The sequence below is a fragment of the Vicinamibacterales bacterium genome (assembly GCA_035699745.1).
Classification (GTDB): Bacteria; Acidobacteriota; Vicinamibacteria; order Vicinamibacterales; family 2-12-FULL-66-21; genus JAICSD01.
In genome coordinates, this window is record DASSPH010000096.1 from 1 (window position 1) to 14,741 (window position 14,741).

The following is a 14,741-nucleotide window of genomic DNA, read 5'->3' on the forward strand; positions in this document are numbered from 1 at the left end:
AACGCCGGAGGCAGATCGGCGGCTTCGACTGCGGTGACCGCCCGCTCGGCTTCGAGCAGGCGTCCGATCAGGACCAGGCGTCGGATCTGGATCTGCCGCGCGTGCGCGGCGTTGATGCGGTCCCCCTGCGCCTCGAGGGTCTGCCGTGCGGTGTCGAGCGCCTTCGGCGAGAAGCCGAGGTCACGCGACGCCAGCGCGATTTCCGCGTCGGCGACGGCGCAGCGCGCACGGGAGACGGTTTCTCTCGGACCGAATGCGCGCGCGGCGCGGCGCAGCAGCGTTCTCGCCCGGACCAGATCGCCGAGCTGCGCCATCGCGATGCCGCGGAGGGCGAGCGCCGGCGCATCGTCCCGCAGCGCGACTCGCGTCAACGCCCCCAGCGGATCTCCGGTCGCCAGCGCACGCGCCGCCGCCGTCAGCAGCGAGTCCATTCGATTCCCGCCACACGCGTCACTCCCACCGTCGTCATCCCGGCACCTGAATGTATCGCACGATACGACCGCGGAGAGGATGGCGGATCAGGCGCTGGAGCCGATCCGAAGCCGTCTATACTCCCGGCACACAGCGAATGCGTTCGTCCAACGCACGTGACGTCATCGTCATCGGCGCCGGGCCCAACGGCCTCGCCGCCGCGGTCGTGTGTGCGAAGGCGGGGCTGCGCGTCACGGTCTACGAGGCGGAACCGACGATCGGCGGCGGCGCGCGAACCGCCGCGCTGACGCTGCCCGGCTTCGCGCACGACGTCGGTTCCAGCATCTATCCATTCGGCGCCGGCTCGCCGTTCTTCCGCAGCCTGCCGATCGAGCGCTACGGCGTGGCCTGGCTGCATCCGCGCTATCCACTCGCGCATCCGCTGGACGACGGCGACGCCGTCGTCGTCGATCGATCGCTCGAGAAGACTGCAGCGGCGCTTGGCGAGGACGGCAGCGCCTACGCGGAACTCTTCGGCGGGTTCGTCGGCAAGTGGGAGCGGCTGGCGGAGGACGTGCTCGCGCCTTTGCACTGGCCCGTCGATCCATTTCAGCTCGCTCGCTTCGGCGCGCTCGCGGTGCAGCCGATGACGCGGCTCGCGCGGCGTTTCAGGACGCCGCGCGCTCGTGCGCTGCTCGCGGGGATGGCGGCGCACAGCGCGCAGCCGCTGGACGCGCCGTTCACGTCCGCGTTCGCGCTGATGCTGGGGACCTTCGCGCATGCCGTCGGCTGGCCCGTGGCGAGCGGCGGCGCGCAGTCCGTGCCCGGCGCGCTGGCGGCCTGCCTGGCGCAGCACGGCGGCGAGATCGAAGTGGGGGAGCGCATCGAGTCGCTGTCGCAGTTGCCGGCGGCGGCGATCACGCTGTGCGACATCGCGCCGGAGCATCTCGCGCGTGTGGCCGGCACACGGCTGCCGGCGCGGTTCACGCGCGGCCTGCGCCGCTTCCGCCGCAGCACCGGCGCGTTCAAGATGGACTGGGCGCTGGACGGGCCGATTCCGTGGCGCGCGGAGGCGTGCGCGCATGCCGGCACCGTGCACCTCGGTGGCACGCTCGAGGAGATCGCGGAATCCGAGCAGGCGGCCGCGTCCGGCCGCGTCAGCGAACGGCCGTTCGTGCTGCTCGGGCAGCCGTCGGTGTGCGATCCCTCGCGCGCGCCGGCAGGGGGGCAGGCGGTCTGGGGCTACTGTCACGTCCCCATCGCCTCGGCGGCCGACATGACCGATGCGATCGAGCGCCAGATCGAGCGATACGCGCCCGGCTTTCGCGAGCGGATCCTCGCGCGGCACGCGCTGGGTCCCGCGGATCTGATGCGCGCGAATGCGAATCTCGTCGGCGGCGACATCACTGGGGGCGCGTTCACGATGACGCAGTCCCTGAACCGGCCGACCTGGCGGACGTATCGCACGCCGGCGAAGGGGCTGTATCTCTGTTCGGCGTCCACGCCTCCGGGGGCCGGGGTTCACGGGATGTGCGGCTACTGGGCGGCGCGGACGGCGCTGCGGGACATGGGGCGCCATTGATGGCGACAGCCTTGCACTCCGTTCCGGTGCTGACCCGCGCATCCGGCTGAGGGGAGGTCCCTGTGAACCCAATGAACGACGATGCGGCCGCTGTTTCCGACCGGTCCGCGCGACCGGCTGAGCGCTCGATTCAGGGCCTGCACGGTGTCCGGTACCAAACCACGGACGTGCAGCGTGCAGTTCATTTTTACACCACGCACCTCGGATTCACGCTGGAGCAGCAGCACCTGCCGGCCTTTGCGACCCTCTCGATCGGCGGTGTCCATCTGCTGCTGAGCGGGCCCGGCGCCTCCGGTTCGCGGCCGATGCCGGATGGCCGGCCGCAGGAGGCGGGTGGATGGAATCGGATCGTGCTGCGCGTCACCGATCTCACGCGCGAGATCCGGCGGCTGGAACAGGCGGGAGTGAAGTTCCGCAACGCGCTGGAAAGCGGACCCGGCGGTCGCCAGATTCAGATCGAGGATCCCGACGGCAATCCCATCGAGCTGTTCGAGCCGGCGTCCCGTCGTTAGCTTCCGTGGGTGACAACCATGCTGCGCGATCCCGAACTGGCAGCCCTGCTCGATCAAGCGCTGCGGAACGTGGAAACGCTGGAGCTGCTCGTCTACAGCGCAGGCGAGGCCGATGCGGGCCCTCTGCAGGACCTGCGCGATCGGCTCGCGGCCGTCAAGGCCGCCTACACGCGTGAGACGGACGCGTTGACCCGCGAGGTGCTCAAGCGCGAGATCGATCGGCGCGTGACGTCGGATCGCCGGCGATCCGAGCTGCAGCACACCTGACGGCGGGATCGCCGCCGGACGCACGGCGGCGCCCGGCCGGCGTTGGCCTGCGGCGGGAGACATCCATGCCGGCCTGGTCGCGCCAGGATCTGCGGAAACCCTGAAGCTCCCCTGAGATTTTCGCCTGCCGCTCTCCGTAACGTGTCCACAACGGAGGCGGAAGATGCGACAGACAGCCCTGGCTCTTGCGATCGCACTTCTTGCGGCATGCGGCGGATCCGACGCCATCACCGGCCCGGATCCCGTTCCGGCGGCCGCCGTGCGCGTGTTCGGCAGCGTCCTCGAGAGTTCGTCGACCGGTGGCAGCGGCCGGCCGGTCAGCGGCGCGATCGTGGAAGTGGCGGGCGTCCGGGGGTGGACGTCCCCTGACGGCAGCTACAGCATCCGCAATGCGAATCTGATGGTCGGCGCGACGGCGACCGTCGTCGTCCGCCGGGGGAATACAGAAGTCGCGCAGCGCGAAATCCGCGTCGAGCAGGAGACGCGCGCGGACTTCACGGTCGACGCATTGCCGGCGTCGTCTCTGTCGGGAACCGTCTACGAACTCACTGCCGCCGGACGCGTGCCGCTCGACAAGGTGCACGTCGAGAACTCGAACAACCACGAGTCCACGCTGAGCGACGCCCAGGGCCGCTACCGGTTGTCGTTCATCGAGGACAACCAGGCGACGCTGTATGTGAACAAGCCGGGATACCGGGTGATCTCGCAGCTGCCGGTCACGGTCACTGGAGATCAGACGCTGGACATCGAGATGGTCCGCGAGTCCGGCGCCGTGCGATGAGCTTCCTGAAGGCGCCGCAAGCCGGCCGTGATTTGCCTTGGGCGGCGGAAACCGCCCGCATGTGAGCGACCTCGTTCAGTCCCGCGCCAGCGAGCGCCAGCCGAGCACCGCCACGAACGGCGATGCATCGCGATCGACCAGCGACAGCAGCAGGAAGCGCTGGCCGTCGCGCGTCACCGCGAACTGGTTGCGAATCGACTTGTTCTGGTCGACGTTGGCGGTGAACAGCGGCTCGGGCGTGCCGGGGACGACCCGCGAGCCGGCGGCGGTGATCGGCACGCTGTAGACGGTGTTGTCCGGCGCGATGTAGAAGAGTTCCTTGCCGTCGCCGCGCCATTGCGGCTGGTTGCCGCCGTTCGTCGAGATGCGCACCTTCAGCGCCAGATCGGGAAACGAGCGAACGTAGACCTCCGGCAGATTGCTCTCGTCCGTGATGTAGGCGATCCAGCGGCCGTCGGGCGACACTCGCGCGGCGCTCTCGTTGAAATCGCTGGCGAGGAGCGGCGATTCCCGGCGCGTCTGCGTGTCGTACATCCACACGTCCAGCTTCTTCTCTGGTCCTGCGTTGACCAGGTAGAGCAGGTAGCGCCCGTCGTGCGACCAGTCGAGCGGAAAGCCGCGCTGCGCGGGGACGACGAGGAGCGACGGGCCGCCGGAGCCGGACGCGGTCGTCACATAGAGACCGGGCTTCTCCCCCTGATCGGATGCATAGGCGACGCGTCCGTCCGGTGTCCACGCCGGTGTCGTCTCGTAGCCTGGCGCGGACGTCAACCGCGAGAACGCGCCGCGCGCCAGATCCAGCGTCCAGATGTCGCCGGTGCCGCGCCCGGGATCGTTGCGCTCGAGCGCCAGCAGCGTCCCGTCGGGAGAGAGGGTCGGATCGAACGCGATGCCCGGATCGCCGATCGTGCCGAGCCGCCGGCCGGTGCGGCTGACCCACGTCAACTGCGTGCGGCGGTACTTGCCGGTCGTGTAGGCCAGCGTCTCGCCCGCGGCCGACACGTTCGGCTCGCCGGTGTACCACTGGTAGTCCACGTTGTCGTCGCCGACGATCGGAAACGGCTGGCCCTGCAGCGTCAACGAGCGCGCATCGAACCGCCGCGCCATCAGCCGCGACGGCAGGTCGGATACGTACATGAGGAAGTCGCCCGTCGACACCGCGGCTGACTGCGCCGTGAACAGCGAGCGCGCCTCGCCGCCGTCGAGCGACGCCGCCATCGCGTGCCGCGTCGTCGTGCTGTCGGACCATGGCATGTAGATGAAGTGCCGCCCGTCGGGCAGGAACTGCGGCCAGCGATGCGCCTGTTCGCCCGCCTTCAGCGACGTCACCGCCACGGGGGAGCCGCCGCGCCCGTCGACCTTGAACAGCGGCGTGCGCTCGTCCGGACTGAAGAGGATGGTGCCGTCCGCCGCCCACGATCCGCCGAAGGCCAGCGGCGCGTCGCAGACGACGTCCACGCGGCCGCTTGCCAGCTCCAGCGTCTGCAGCTTGCCGTTGGCGAAGAAGCCGATCGACCGGCCGTCGGGAGACCAGAACAGGCCGCGCGCGCCCGTGGTGCCGCGCAGCGGCTGGATCTCCAGCGAGCCGAGGTCCCGCAAGTAGATCCGCGCGTCCGCGGCGTCGTGCGCGAGGAAGGCGATCCGCCGCCCGTCGGGTGCGACGTGCGGCGTGCCGGATCCCGCGCCGCCGAAGAACGCTTTCGATCCTGCCTTGATCGTCGATCCCAGCGGGATCGTGAACGCCGTCGCCGCCGCGGCTCCTCCGTGCGACGCGGACGGCGCCTGGCTGAACGCCACGAACGCGGCGACCGCCGCGACCGCTACGGCCGCCGCCGCCACCGCGAACGGCCATCTCGGCGCTCGCCTCGCAGTCGCGGCGATTGCGGTCCGGTCGTCGAGCCAGTCGAGTTCGCGGCGGACGTCGCGCATCGACTGGAACCGGTCGTCCGGATTCTTTTCGAGGCACGCCGCCACCAGGCGATTGATGGCGGGGGAGAGGCGCGCGTCGGGAAGCTGGATCGTGTCCGGCTGGCGATCGAGGATCGCGGCAATCACGCTCGCGTGTGTCGGCGCGTCGAAGGCGCGGCGGCCCGTCAGCATTTCGTAGAGGACGCAGCCGAAGGCCCACACATCGGCGCGCGCGTCGGCCTCGTGCCCTTCGATCTGCTCTGGCGCCATGTAGTGGATCGTGCCGAGAATCGCTCCCACGCCCGTCAGCGGCGCGGCGCGCGTCGGCGCGTTCCCTCCGCTCATCGTCCCCGGGACGGCGGCGGCGCGCTTGGCCAGTCCGAAGTCGAGCAGCTTGGCGGTGGACGAGGTGCCGGCGCCGGCGATCATCACGTTCGCCGGTTTCAGATCGCGATGGACGATGCCGAGCCGGTGCGCGGCGATCAACGCGTCGGCGATCTGCCGTGCGATACGGAGCGCCTCCGCAACCGGCAGCGGCCCGCGCTCCAGCACGTCGGCCAGCGTGCGTCCTTCGACGAACTCCATCACGAGGTATTCGGTCGTCCCCTCGCGCCCGATGTCGTAGACCGCGCAGACATTCGGGTGGCTCAGTCCCGACAGGGTCCTGGCCTCGCGCTCGAAGCGTTCTCGGAACGCCGGGTCGGCCGCCAGCGACGGCGACAGCGTCTTGATGGCGACGATGCGATCGAGGCGCGTGTCGCGGACGCGATGCACTTCGCCCATGCCGCCCTTGCCCACGGTCGAAAGGACCTCGTACGGGCCGAGGCGGGTGCCTGCCGGAAAAGTCATGGGGGTGGAGCGATTCTCTCACGGCGGGAAGCTGCGTGGATCCGTCCGCCGCGCGCGCGACCGAGCGTCAGAAGTAGATCGTCGCCCCGAGCGTCCACATCGATCCGCGGTGCCCCGGCAGCACGCGTCCGATGAGCCCTTCGTCCTCGCCGTCGTCCCCGTTGAAGTCGAGGAACGTGTAGCGGTAGTCCCCGTGAATCCCGACGTGGCGCCCGATCAACCCTTCGAGGCCGATGCCCGCGTGCCAGCCGAACTCGGTGCTGGTCAGGTCCGCCGCGCCCGATCCGTCGAGCGCCTCCACCTTGCGCCGGTACCAGCCGGGCCCGCCCAGCAGGAACGGCGTCACTCTGCCGTTGCCGAGCCGCAGGAGCAGCGAGGTCTGAATCGGCGTCTCGACGACTTTCTCGTTCAGCGCTTCGAACTCTTCCGAATGGCGATCCAGGCTGACTTCGAGGCCCCAGCGGGGCGACAGCAGTCGAATCTGCCCGCCCACGAATCGCACTCTCGGGAGATCGGCATCGGAATCGGCGGCGACCCACGCCAGGCGTCCGCCGACGCCGAGCTGCGCCCAGGCGCTGGACGGAGTGGCGGCGAGGGCCGCGAGCGCGAGGATCGCGGGGACGAGGCAGCGCACGAGGGAGGCGCACGTGGTTCGCATTGTCTGAGGCTCCATGCTGACGCGGCTCCGCTCGCCGCCGGAGAGATGCGGGGCTATTCCCGTGTTATCGGCCGGAGCGCCTCGGGAGTTCAGGGCGGTTCATCGTCAGCCGGTGGTGCAGGGCGTAGAATCCGCCGAAGATGCGCGGCATCCACGAGCGTGGTCCTCAGGTGACGCTCTTCGCCTGGCTGTTCATCGGCGCGGTTCTCGCCGGCGCGTCGCAGACGGACGCCATCGATCGGTGGACCGCCGCGCTCCGCGCCAATCCAGCCGACTCCGCGGCGCGAGCGGCGCTGCGCGCCATGGTCGATGGTCCCGACACGACCATCGATCGGTACGAGCGCATCCGCGGCGTTCTGCGCCAGTTCCCGTGGGCCGGACGCGCCGTCATTGCCTCCGACGGCGAGCCGGGAGAGCGGCTGGTGGTCTCCGGAACCGTGCGCGACGAGGCGGGCAAGGCGATCGCAGGCGCGCGGCTGCATGTCTTCCAGACGGATGCGAAGGGCCACTACACCCGCGCGCGCGTGATGGACGAACCGCACGCGCGGCTCTTCGCCTTCATCGTGACCGGCGCGGACGGCCGGTTCGAGTTCTCCACGATTCGCCCCGGCGGTTATCCCGGCACGCCGGAGCGGCAGGGCGAGCAGTGGCGGATTCCGTCCCACGTGCACTTCGAGATCGATGCGTCCGGGTTCGCGCATCGCGGATTCCAGATGGTGTTCGACGACGATCCGCGGATGACGCCGTACTGGCACGAGTGGGCCAGGAAGGGGCGCCATCCGGTGGTGAGGGTCGTCGGCGGCCGTGCGGTCTGTGATGTGGTGCTCGGGCGGTGATCACGCCGCGGCGAGAGTGCCGCGGCTATGATCCCGCCCGTCTCGAACGGGTTGCGCACACCGCAACCGCCCGCGGCTCAGAACTCGAGCCGCAGTCCGACCCGCGCGTTGCGCGCCGAGCTCGCATGCGTGCCGGTGATCCGCATGAAGCTGCCGCTGGTCACGCTGTTGTTCGGCTGTCCCCACCGCGGGTTGTTCCCGAGGGCGAATCCTTCGAGCTTCACCTGCAGCCGTGCCCGGCCCTGCAGGCTGAAGGTGCGGAACAGCGACATGTTGTAGGTCCAGTATCCCGGCCCGTAGAACTGGTTGCGGCCGGTGTTGCCGTAGCGGCGTTCGGTCACGTTCGCGAACGCGCTGGTGTCGTAGTACGGCTCGTCCACGCCGTTGCCGACGCGCCGCAGCTCGCCGATCAGATCCGCGGTCTGCTGGTTGCCGCGCTGATCGAGTGCGGTGTTGCTGGCCGTCACGGTGAACGGCGTGCCGGTGTAGGCCGCGAAACTTCCGTTCACCTGCCAGCCCTTGATCACCTCGTTCAGCAGCGTCCCGTTCCCGTCCAGGTGGCCGAACGGCAGCTGATAGGCGTAGGCGAGCGTAAAGCTGTGGCGCCGATCGAAGCCGGCGGGAGCATAGTTGCGCTCGAACACCTCGGGTGAGTTGTAGAGCACGCCGACCCACCCGTCCTGGTCGGCCATGTTCATCGTCTTGCCGAGCGTGTAGGCGCCGCGCAGCAGGAGTCCCTTCTTGAACGGGCGGGTCAGCTGCAGCTGCAGCGAGTGATACTGCGCTCTCGTGATGCCGCCCCAGAGCAGGGTCGACGCGGTCCGGCCGAACTGGCCGAAGAACGCGCGACCGGTTTCCCCGCCGCCGGGCGGTGACACGTTCAGCTCGAGGTCGGCGAAGCCGCGCGTCGTCTTGGTGCCGACATAGGCGGCGTTGACCGACATGTCGAACGGAATCCGCCGCTCGAACGCGACGTTCCACGACTGGATGTAGCCGCGCCGCACGTTGTCCTGATCGGGAGTCCGCATGGTCGTCGCCGCCGGCAGCGGGATGCGTCCTTCGCCCGGCGCCGGACCCGTGAACTCGGGAATGCCGGACTGCAGGGTGCCGTATGGCTGCCAGCTGTTGAGACTGACGTAGGTGTTGGCGATGGTGGCCGGATAGAACCCGCGCAGCGGCCGCGCGAACGGCAGCGGATTGTAGGTGAGGCCGTAGCCGCCGCGCGCGACGGTCTGGCGATTGATGCGCCAGGCGACGCCGACGCGCGGCGCGAAGTCCGTCTTGCTGGTCTCGAGGCCGACGTTGCGCGGCACGTCGCCGACGCCGCCCAGCAGCACGTTCATGGTGCGGACGTCGAGGACTTCGACGCCGCGTCCGTTGGCGCGCTGCACCATGGGGAAGTATTCGTAGCGCAGGCCGAGATCGAGCGTCACGTCGCGGTACTGCCAGCGATCGCCGAAGTAGAACCCGTACCGCCACTCGCGCGTCGTCATCGTCTCCCACTGATAGCTCTTCTGCACCTGCGACGTCAGTCCGAGCAGGAACGCGGCGTACTGGTTGTAGAAGTTCGGCGTCTGGCCGCCGCGCAGCCCGGCGAGGTTGCCGCTGAAGTCGAGGCGGCCGCGGGGACCGACGCCCACTTCCGGCTGCCAGTGATTCAGCGCCTGCCGATCGACGGCGGCGCCCCACCGCAGCGTGTGGGCGCCGGAAAGCTTCGAGAAATTGGCGGTGGCGGAATACGACGGATCGAAGCGCGTATACGGGTTCCAGCTGTCGGTCGATCCCTGCGCGCTCATGCCATTGCCCCACACCGGCATGCCGCTCTGGCGGATGTCGGGACCGTTCGTGCCCGGCACGCCGAGCTCGAGCCCGTAGTTGGTGCCGTAGTCGGGGCCGTGTCCTCCCTGGTCGAGCAGCGAGTAGCCGATCGTCGTGTCGATCACGAGCGATCGCGTCGGCGTGAACGTCTGGCCGATCGTGCCGACCCAGGTCTTCGTCTTGCCGAGCCCGCCGCCCTCGAACGACAGCTTCTGCAGGTTGCTGACGGTGGCGTCCATCAGGCCGATCTTTCCCCACACCAGGTGGCCCGGGGCGCGGTTCCAGTTGATCTTCACGTCGTACTGGTTGCGCTTGAAGGTCGAGACGAACTCCTTGAAAAAGTTGCTGGACGTGCCGGGCCGGTTCGGCAGCGGATAAAAGGCGTTGATCTTCTGCGCGATCGCATTGATGCGGTCCGCCGGGATGACGTTGCCGGGAAACGCCGTCCGGCCGCGGCCGTCGATGTCGCCGGTCAGCGGGTCGTAGATCAACTGCAGCGAGCCATTGGTATTCAACGCCTCGGTGAAGTCGCCGCGGCGCATCTTCTCCGTCGGCACGGTGTAGATCGACTCTCCCTCGGTGTTCCGGTACTGCCCTTCGAACGCGGCGAAGTAGAACAGCTTGTTCCGGACGATCGGCCCGCCCAGCGTGCCGCCGTCGATGTGGTGATTGGTCGGCGACTTGGGCGTCCCGGCGCGCCGCGCGAAATACGACTGCGCGCGGAACCGCTGATCGGTGTAGTAGCCGAAGCCGACGCCGCGCAGCTGGTTGGTGCCCGACTTGGTGATCACCGTGACGGCCGCGCCGCCGGCCAGCCCCTGCTCCGCGGAGAAACTGCCGGTGCTGACGTTGACCTCGGCGATCGTTTCCGCCGGCGCCACCGACAGCGTGTGGTGGGGCAGCCACGTGTTCTGGTTGGTCGCGCCGTCGACGCGCGTGCTGTTGGCGTTGGGGTTGGTGCCGTTGATGGTGGTCTGCAGCGAGCGCGCCGGCGTGTCGATCTCCGCATTCTGGAAATCCGACGGCGTCGATCCGGGCACCAGGTCCAGCAGGCTCTGATAATTGCGGAACTCCGGCAGCGGCAGGTCCATGACTTCCCGGGCGCTGAACTGCGAGCCGGTATCGGCCTTGTCGGTCTTCAACAGCGCCGATTCCGACTGCACGGTGACCACCTCGGAGAGCGTGCCGACCTGCAGCCTGGCGTCGACGCGGCTGATCGCGCCGGCGGTGACCGGCACGCCCTGCTGTGCGAACTCCTTGAATCCCTGGAGCGTCACCTTCACGTCATAGGTGCCCGGCAGGACGTTGGAGAAGGTGAACGCACCGGTCTCGTTCGTCACCGTGGTGAGCACGAGGTTGGTGTCGCGATTGGTCATCGCCACCGTGGCGCCGGGAATGCGCGCGCCGGAGGTGTCCTGAATCGTGCCGAGGACCGACCCGTAGATTTCCTGCGCCGCTGCCGAGCCGGCGGCACCAAGCCAGACGCCGAGAAACGCTGCGACGCACCACAGACGGAGCCGAGATCTGCCCATGAGTCCTCCTCCCAACGCATGCCCTCCGGCCAATGGGCGGGAGCATACACCCGCGCCGGCAGTTCGCCGGTGGTGTTTTTTGGGTGGGCGGGCAAGCGCCCCGCGCACCGAGCACTGCGCACTGAGCACTGAGCACTGAGCACTGCGCACCGCGCACCGCGCACTGCGCACTGCGCACTGCGCACTGAGCCTGCCCTCAGCTCAGAGCACCTCGAAGTGCCCCTCCTCGAGGAAGGTGGGGGCGAGCATCTGCGCCGTGTGACCCTGCCGCAGCTCTTCTACCTTGTCTTCGACCGATTTCATGTGGTCCTTCCGCGCCGCGGTCAGACCAGGTGTCTGCGAACTGCTCGTGAACCAGAACTTGAACGGCGTGGCCGGGCCGAGCGGGCCGCTCCCTTCGATCCCGGCGAGCCTCGCCTGCGCGAACGCCTCCACCACCTCGATCTCCGGGTTGTGGTGCGCCCCGTTGCCGCAGAACACGTAGTGATCGGCGGTGACCGCCTTCACGAACTTGGCTTCGACGTTTCCCAGCGCGCCGTGGTGCTGCACCTTCAGCACGTTGACGTGGATCCGGCCGTTCGCGTCGAGTTTTCCGTGATGCGCCAGCCCGTCCAGGATTTCCTGTGAGACGCCGTCGCCGGTCAGGAGCACCGACACGCCGTCCTCTTCGATCAGCAGCATCAGCGAGGCCAGATTCGCTTCGGTCACGTTCTTCAATCCCTCGCCGAGCGCCGTGTCCAGCATCGGGTTGGCGACGATCCGAGGGCTCAGCGTCCCGAGATCTTTTTCGTCGTCGAGCATCCGTTCCTGCAGGTCTTGAACCTTGTCCGCGTTCTCGTCGAGCCACGTTTCCCATTTGACGCGCAGCTTCTGTATGTCGTCATCCGACGGACCGAGGACGAAGATTTTCAGCTTCCCCAGCGTGATGGTCTCGCCGTTCGCCGGGCTGCCCGGTTCGCCGCGCATCATCAGCGGGCCGTCCGATCGCGGGTTCAGCGGAATGCCGAGCTGGTGCTCCGAGAGGCGCCGGGAGAGTTCCATCGACGACCGCTCGCCGGTCGCGAGATCGTCGAGCTCGGACGCGAGATCCTGCAGTTCCTCGTCCCGCGCGCCTGCCAGCAGCGTCGCCACGCTCTCGAGGACCCCCTCGACCCTCGGCTCGATGTCCTTGCCGACCAGATGAAACAGGCCGTTGTGCCACACCTCGCCGATCTCCGGCGGCCGCGCCACTGCCGGCGGTGCCGCACCCGGAGTGTCGGTCAGCAGAAACTCGAACGCCCTCCACTCCACTTCGTCCTCGACGAGCTGAAGGATGCCGGTGATGTGGTCGTCGTCTATGTGCGAGACGCAGACGACGTCGATCTTCTCGTTCGCCGTGCGGAGTGCGCCGAGGAATGCCCGCGTGTTCTTCTGATAGGACGCGGCGCGGCCGCCGTCGATCAGGATGCGTCGCGGCGTGCTGTCTTTCGACGACAGCAGGAGGCAGTCGCCGTCCGACGCGTGGAAGACGGTGAGCTTCATTTGTGATCGCCGCGCGACCACGCGACGGGCTTCTTGTCGAGATCGACCGGAGCGAACGGCTTGTGGATCTCCGTCAGGCATGCGTCCGGCTGAATCAGCCCGAAGCCGGCGGCATCCTGCCAGCGGTAGTCCGATCCCGGCAGCGGCTGCGCCGTGCGGCGCATGATCCCGAGGACCTGCGCGGCGGTCAGCCGCGGCTCGCGCGCGAGCATGTGCGCCGCGACACCGGCGACGTAGGGGCTGGCCATGCTGGTCCCGCTCATCGCGATCCACGGGCGGTCGGGCGGGGCGAAGCCGCGCGCGGCGATGACGTCCGTCCCAGGCGCGGCGATCTCGGGCTTGTAGCGCCCGTCGCGGGTCGGGCCCTGGCTCGACGATCGGTTGATGCGTTCGGCCGCCTCCTCGCAGTTGCCGACCGAGATCACGCGGTGGCCGCAGGCCAGCGAGCTCACCGAGGATCGATCGACATTCGAGCGCTGGGAGAAGTACGAGGGAAATCTCCACGCGTCCACTTCGCCGATGCGGCCCAGCGGGCGCGGATCGTCGCGCTCGATCCACGCATCGAACCGGCCGCTGCGGACTTCGACGCCCTTGAAGCGCACGAGCCACGTGCCGGCTTCGATGCCGACCACCGGCGCCTTCAGGCGCGGGCTCAGGATGATGGAGATGCGGTTGGCGCCGTTGGCGACGTTGTACTGCTGGCTGTAGATCGACACGAACGTCTCGCTCGGCAGGCGCCGGTTCTCGACGTATTCCCCCGGCCGCACCGGGCCGATCCAGACGCCGGAGGGGGAGCGCAGGCGGACCTCGAATTCGTCGCCCGCCTCGTACCAGATCTCCAGCTCGTTCTCCGACACGTCGGCGATGCCGTTGCCGACGACCTGCCATTCCAGGTTCGTCTCGAGCCCGCGCGCGGCGACCTGTCCGCTGGCGTGAATGCGGCCCATCAGGAAGCCGAGGTCGCCGGCGAACTGCGGCGCCTCCTGTCCGGCGTTCCCGGCCGCGACGCACACGCAGCGGCCCGGCGTCATCAGCGCCGCGTCGATCCACTGGCAGATGGCGCTCGTCCCGTCGTGCGCGTGGCCGTTCGTGCCGAGGGAAATGTTGATCACGGTCGGAATCCGCCGTCCGTACAGCCGCTCGCCGAGGCCGAACAGGTAGTCGACCGCGTGCGCCAGCCGCGTCGAGTCGTACAGCGACGCGTGACGCGACTTGTCCTTTTCGGTCAGGGCAATCAGGACTCCGGCGATCGCGGCTTCCGGGCAGACGCCCTTGTTGCCGGCCGCGATGCTCGCCACGTGCGTGGCGTGCGCGCCGGGACGCTGCGACGACTGGCGCAGCAGATCCGTGGCGCCCACCTTGTGCGCGCGGCTCCATTCGAGCGCGCGGTTCATGCGCTCGCCCGTGATTTCGGCGCCGTCGGTGAAGTGCGCCGGCGGCGGCCCCAGCGGCGATCCCTTCGGCGCGCCCTGGTCCCAGACGCTCACGAAGCGCGTCTTCCGGGTCACGTCGGTCGTCAGGAAGTCGGGGTGCGCGAAATCGAAGCCGCCCACGTCGACGATGCCGATGAGGACGGCCGGGACGGCGGGATCGGCGAGGACGACCGGTCCGGCGGTGACGACGGAGTTCGGCACGCGGCTCGGCGGCTCCGTCACCGCGCGTGGCGTGACGACGGGGTGCGGCAGGGCGAGCGGCTCTCCGGTTTCGATCGCGGCGATGCCGGTCTCCGGGCCGAGGTCCGCGATCGCCTCGATCTCGCGCGGCGTCAGCTCCACCGTCACCAGCTCGCCCCGTCGAACCTGCGTACTCGGCAGCATGTCGCTCGGACGCGCGGGATCGGCGAGCCGCACGAAGCAGCTCACCTTCACCGCGTCGGTCAGCGGCTGATCGGAGGGGGGCGCCAGCATCGTTTCGAGCGGTCCTGGCGCCTTCGCCGCCCGCTGGAGCATCTCCTTGGCGCGATACCGTTCGGCGACCGGCTGCGGCGCCTGGACGGTCGCGGAGAGCTCGGACCGGAGCGCGTTCACCTCTTCGTCGCCGTTGCAGATCATCCGCAGCCGCGGTCC

At 69.1% G+C, this 14,741-nt stretch carries 11 protein-coding genes; 5 read left to right on the forward strand and 6 right to left on the reverse strand.

The features are described 5' to 3' along the window. Positions 1-431, reverse strand: a 431-nt coding sequence (locus VFK57_22085; GenBank protein HET7698420.1) for a hypothetical protein, incomplete at its 3' end; no start/stop codon positions are given. A gap of 137 nt (positions 432-568) precedes the next feature. Between VFK57_22085 and VFK57_22090 the strand changes: the two genes are divergently transcribed. From VFK57_22090 to VFK57_22105, 4 genes are all read left to right on the forward strand, one after another. Continuing rightward, positions 569-1,993, forward strand: coding sequence for an NAD(P)/FAD-dependent oxidoreductase (locus VFK57_22090; protein ID HET7698421.1), 1,425 nt, complete (start codon positions 569-571; stop codon positions 1,991-1,993). Positions 1,994-2,064: 71 nt separating this feature from the next. After that, positions 2,065-2,505 carry a VOC family protein gene (locus tag VFK57_22095; protein HET7698422.1) on the forward strand — a complete coding sequence of 147 codons (441 nt, stop codon included), beginning with the start codon at positions 2,065-2,067 and terminating at the stop codon, positions 2,503-2,505. Between the two features lie 9 nt (positions 2,506-2,514). Further along, the gene (locus VFK57_22100; protein ID HET7698423.1) at positions 2,515-2,772 is read left to right on the forward strand and encodes a hypothetical protein; all 258 of its coding nucleotides are present in this window, start codon (positions 2,515-2,517) and stop codon (positions 2,770-2,772) included. 163 nt (positions 2,773-2,935) lie between these two features. Beyond that, on the forward strand, positions 2,936-3,553 hold the full coding sequence (locus VFK57_22105) for a carboxypeptidase-like regulatory domain-containing protein (protein HET7698424.1): 618 nt from the start codon (positions 2,936-2,938) through the stop codon (positions 3,551-3,553). A gap of 75 nt (positions 3,554-3,628) precedes the next feature. Here the strand turns inward: VFK57_22105 and VFK57_22110 are convergent, their stop codons facing one another. Both VFK57_22110 and VFK57_22115 read right to left on the reverse strand, forming a co-directional pair. After that, a complete protein-coding gene (locus VFK57_22110) occupies positions 3,629-6,310 on the reverse strand; it encodes a protein kinase (protein HET7698425.1) in 2,682 nt (893 codons plus the stop codon). 67 nt (positions 6,311-6,377) lie between these two features. Beyond that, on the reverse strand, positions 6,378-6,968 hold the full coding sequence (locus tag VFK57_22115) for an outer membrane beta-barrel protein (GenBank protein ID HET7698426.1): 591 nt from the start codon (positions 6,966-6,968) through the stop codon (positions 6,378-6,380). A 140-nt stretch (positions 6,969-7,108) separates the two neighbouring features. On the opposite strand from VFK57_22115, the gene VFK57_22120 reads away from it, so the two are divergent. Next, complete coding sequence (locus tag VFK57_22120; GenBank protein HET7698427.1) at positions 7,109-7,804, forward strand: hypothetical protein; 696 nt, start codon at positions 7,109-7,111, stop codon at positions 7,802-7,804. Positions 7,805-7,881: 77 nt separating this feature from the next. Here the strand turns inward: VFK57_22120 and VFK57_22125 are convergent, their stop codons facing one another. From VFK57_22125 to VFK57_22135, 3 genes are all read right to left on the reverse strand, one after another. After that, the gene (locus VFK57_22125) at positions 7,882-11,154 is read right to left on the reverse strand and encodes a TonB-dependent receptor (protein HET7698428.1); all 3,273 of its coding nucleotides are present in this window, start codon (positions 11,152-11,154) and stop codon (positions 7,882-7,884) included. Between the two features lie 201 nt (positions 11,155-11,355). Further along, entirely contained in the window at positions 11,356-12,675 is a 1,320-nt protein-coding gene (locus VFK57_22130) for an MBL fold metallo-hydrolase (GenBank protein ID HET7698429.1), read from the reverse strand. Then, a partial coding sequence (locus VFK57_22135; GenBank protein ID HET7698430.1) for a S8 family serine peptidase occupies positions 12,672-14,741 on the reverse strand: 2,070 nt, incomplete at its 5' end. The genes VFK57_22135 and VFK57_22130, both read right to left, overlap by 4 nt.

What these genes read in the sequence shown, in the direction of transcription:
- VFK57_22120 (HET7698427.1), top strand. Translation starts at nt 7,109, where the DNA reads ATGCGCGGCATCCACGAGCGTGGTCCTCAGGTGACGCTCTTCGCCTGG.
- VFK57_22130 (HET7698429.1), bottom strand. Translation starts at nt 12,675, where the DNA reads ATGAAGCTCACCGTCTTCCACGCGTCGGACGGCGACTGCCTCCTGCTG.
- VFK57_22095 (HET7698422.1), top strand. Translation starts at nt 2,065, where the DNA reads ATGAACGACGATGCGGCCGCTGTTTCCGACCGGTCCGCGCGACCGGCT.
- VFK57_22115 (HET7698426.1), bottom strand. Translation starts at nt 6,968, where the DNA reads ATGCGAACCACGTGCGCCTCCCTCGTGCGCTGCCTCGTCCCCGCGATC.
- VFK57_22090 (HET7698421.1), top strand. Translation starts at nt 569, where the DNA reads ATGCGTTCGTCCAACGCACGTGACGTCATCGTCATCGGCGCCGGGCCC.
- VFK57_22110 (HET7698425.1), bottom strand. Translation starts at nt 6,310, where the DNA reads ATGACTTTTCCGGCAGGCACCCGCCTCGGCCCGTACGAGGTCCTTTCG.
- VFK57_22125 (HET7698428.1), bottom strand. Translation starts at nt 11,154, where the DNA reads ATGGGCAGATCTCGGCTCCGTCTGTGGTGCGTCGCAGCGTTTCTCGGC.
- VFK57_22105 (HET7698424.1), top strand. Translation starts at nt 2,936, where the DNA reads ATGCGACAGACAGCCCTGGCTCTTGCGATCGCACTTCTTGCGGCATGC.